Origin of the sequence: Thiomicrospira sp., from assembly GCF_014859555.1 — a bacterium.
Taxonomy (GTDB): domain Bacteria; phylum Pseudomonadota; class Gammaproteobacteria; order Thiomicrospirales; family Thiomicrospiraceae; genus Thiomicrospira.
This window is the reverse complement of sequence record NZ_JACUTY010000113.1, coordinates 1-2,311: the sequence shown is the minus strand read 5'-3', so window position 1 is coordinate 2,311 and position 2,311 is coordinate 1. Positions and strand designations below refer to the sequence as shown.

The 2,311-nt window shown below is 42.9% G+C and carries 5 protein-coding genes; all 5 read right to left on the bottom strand.

Going from position 1 to position 2,311, the window contains the following annotated elements; genetic code table 11:
- Positions 1-182 precede the first annotated feature (182 nt).
- The 5 genes from IBX48_RS10285 to IBX48_RS10265 all read right to left on the bottom strand — a co-directional run bounded on the left by IBX48_RS10285 (position 183) and on the right by IBX48_RS10265 (position 2,211).
- The gene (locus IBX48_RS10285; protein WP_296834240.1) at positions 183-395 is read right to left on the bottom strand and encodes a hypothetical protein; all 213 of its coding nucleotides are present in this window, start codon (positions 393-395) and stop codon (positions 183-185) included.
- A gap of 87 nt (positions 396-482) precedes the next feature.
- A complete protein-coding gene (locus IBX48_RS10280; protein WP_296834237.1) occupies positions 483-1,034 on the bottom strand; it encodes a sugar transferase in 552 nt (183 codons plus the stop codon).
- A 327-nt stretch (positions 1,035-1,361) separates the two neighbouring features.
- Positions 1,362-1,625: a Txe/YoeB family addiction module toxin gene (locus IBX48_RS10275; RefSeq protein WP_296834234.1), complete on the bottom strand. Its 264-nt coding sequence runs from the start codon at positions 1,623-1,625 to the stop codon at positions 1,362-1,364.
- A gap of 3 nt (positions 1,626-1,628) precedes the next feature.
- Positions 1,629-1,871 (bottom strand): type II toxin-antitoxin system Phd/YefM family antitoxin, encoded by a 243-nt coding sequence (locus IBX48_RS10270; RefSeq protein WP_296834231.1) that lies wholly within the window; start codon positions 1,869-1,871, stop codon positions 1,629-1,631.
- A gap of 166 nt (positions 1,872-2,037) precedes the next feature.
- Complete coding sequence (locus IBX48_RS10265) at positions 2,038-2,211, bottom strand: hypothetical protein (RefSeq protein WP_296834227.1); 174 nt, start codon at positions 2,209-2,211, stop codon at positions 2,038-2,040.
- Positions 2,212-2,311 lie beyond the last annotated feature (100 nt).

Below are 2,311 nucleotides of genomic sequence, written 5' to 3'. Positions count from 1 at the left end.
GATGCATCAAACAACGGCGAGTACGTTTTGAAAGCGGTGTCCACGCTTCTGGATAAGCTTGAAACGAGATAAAGCAGCGAGAAACTCGTGAACCAGTTCATAACCAAGCCCATCAAGCTCATTATTATAAAAGTCACGCGCACCCAACAAAGAACGACGAGCCTGTTCAGTAACAAAAATTTTCACTGATTAAGCTCACGCATTACCGAATCGAGACTATGCAGAGTTGCGCCTGCGTCCACCTCATCGCAAACACTTTCTGCATAAGTCGCCCAAGCTTGTTCGTGTTCATCAACAGGTTTCGAAGTAAAACTGCCCATCAACAATTCCACTAACTTGACCTTGTCGATCGGAGAAAGATGTAAAGCCTCTTTAAATAAAATTTCTGCTTGCATAACTTTCGCTCCAACTCCTTGATGGCAAACATTGTAGCCTGACAGAATCAATATTCACAAGCCAAAATTAACCTGTCATCCTGAACCCTAACCCTTTACACGATCCCCTGCACCCTTGCCCAATACCGTCATAAAAATATACTTAAAATAATCCTTAACCGTCAAACTAGCGATCATCTTGGCATCGGTTTCGGCCAGCAACTTTGGCGTAGACATATCAATATCACTCACCTGCGCTAAACCGGTAATACCGGGGCGCACCGTAAACACGCCTAACACATCACGCTCGGCGGTTAATTCTTCCTGATTAAACAAACCAGGCCTGGGGCCAACCAAACTCATCTCGCCTTTTAACACATTCCACAACTGCGGCAACTCATCCAACTTAGTGCGTCGCAAAAACGCCCCAAACTTAGTAATGGACGAACTACTCGCCAAATGCGACGCCACCGACGCCGTATCCACCTTCATCGTGCGAAACTTTACCAACGTAAACGGCTTTTGATGTCGCCCCACTCGCTGCTGAAAAAACAACGGCGACCCAGTATCAAACAAGCCAATCACATACAAAACCACCAACACCGGCAACCCAACCACCAGGCCTGCTAACGAAAACAAAACATCAAAAACCCGAATCATAAACCCCATCCCAAAAATAAAAAAATGCCAGACTCAACCCGGCACATTTACTATCAAAAAACTGTTAAAACAGCATATAGCCTAACTTTAAAATCAACCAACCGGTTCAAGGTACTTTAACAATCCCTTTTGAGCGTAAGCGCAGATCAATTTCTTTTCATGCCTTAAGACATCATTATCTGCCAATAAATATCGCAATATAATGTTCGTATCGCAATAACTCATGTTTTCTCATCCGCAACGGCCTGCCAAGCAGTCTGCTTTTCTGTATCCATAAGCTCAGGTTTTGCATACTTTAAAAGCGCAGAAACAAACTCTTGTACAAACTCACTCGTAGTGTGTCCAAAGACGAATAACTTTAACAATCTTCTCGTCCGCTAACACTTGATACACAATGCGATGTTGGATATTAATACGTCTTGAGTAGGCGCCAGTTAAATCACCAACCAGCTTCTCAAAACGCGGTGGATTAACAAAGGGGTCTTGTTGAATTAAGTCGAGTAAAATCTGAGCTTTAGGCTTTAATCCACTTGCACTCAGTTTTTTAGCATCTTTAATCGCCTGCTTGGTATAGACTAGCTTCCAAGTCATGAATTACCAATCAAGCTCAGTCGCACATTCGTCAACAGGCGTTTGCAAACCCTCAACAATCGATTCACGCATACTAGGAGTGCTTAACAAAAACAGCGTTTCATTAATAGCACTCCAATCCTCTTCGGCAATTAATACCGCATTTCCCTTCTTACCGGTTATCGTAATCGGCTCATGTGATTCGTTGACCTGTGTAATCAGACCATAAAAGTTAGAACGTGCAACAGTTGAATTTAATGTAGTCATAGCCACCTCACAAAAATAAAATAGTACGCTATAACGTACGCATAAGCAAGGCCAATAAATATCCAAAAACAAAAATGCCGGACTGAATCCGGCGACAATCAATAAAATACTTTTTCAAATTTAAGCGTGATTTGGAACATTCACCTGTCGCGCAAGCTTCAACAACTCACGCAATGCATATTATTAACCGCCGCATATTGGGAAAGGCCGCAGCCACATCTGGCTCTACAATCACCACATTTGAGGCTTGTCGCAAACGCGCAGCATACTTGCTAACCTCCGCACTATCAAACAACGCTGGGTCATACTCATCTTTCATGTCATCATCGATATTATTCATGCTTTAGCTTTCATCCAGTTTACTTTCAAATCAGTATACACCCAGATGGGCACCTCGATTAACCTCTGGTTGATTCTGCGGGACTTAAAGGTCACTTATT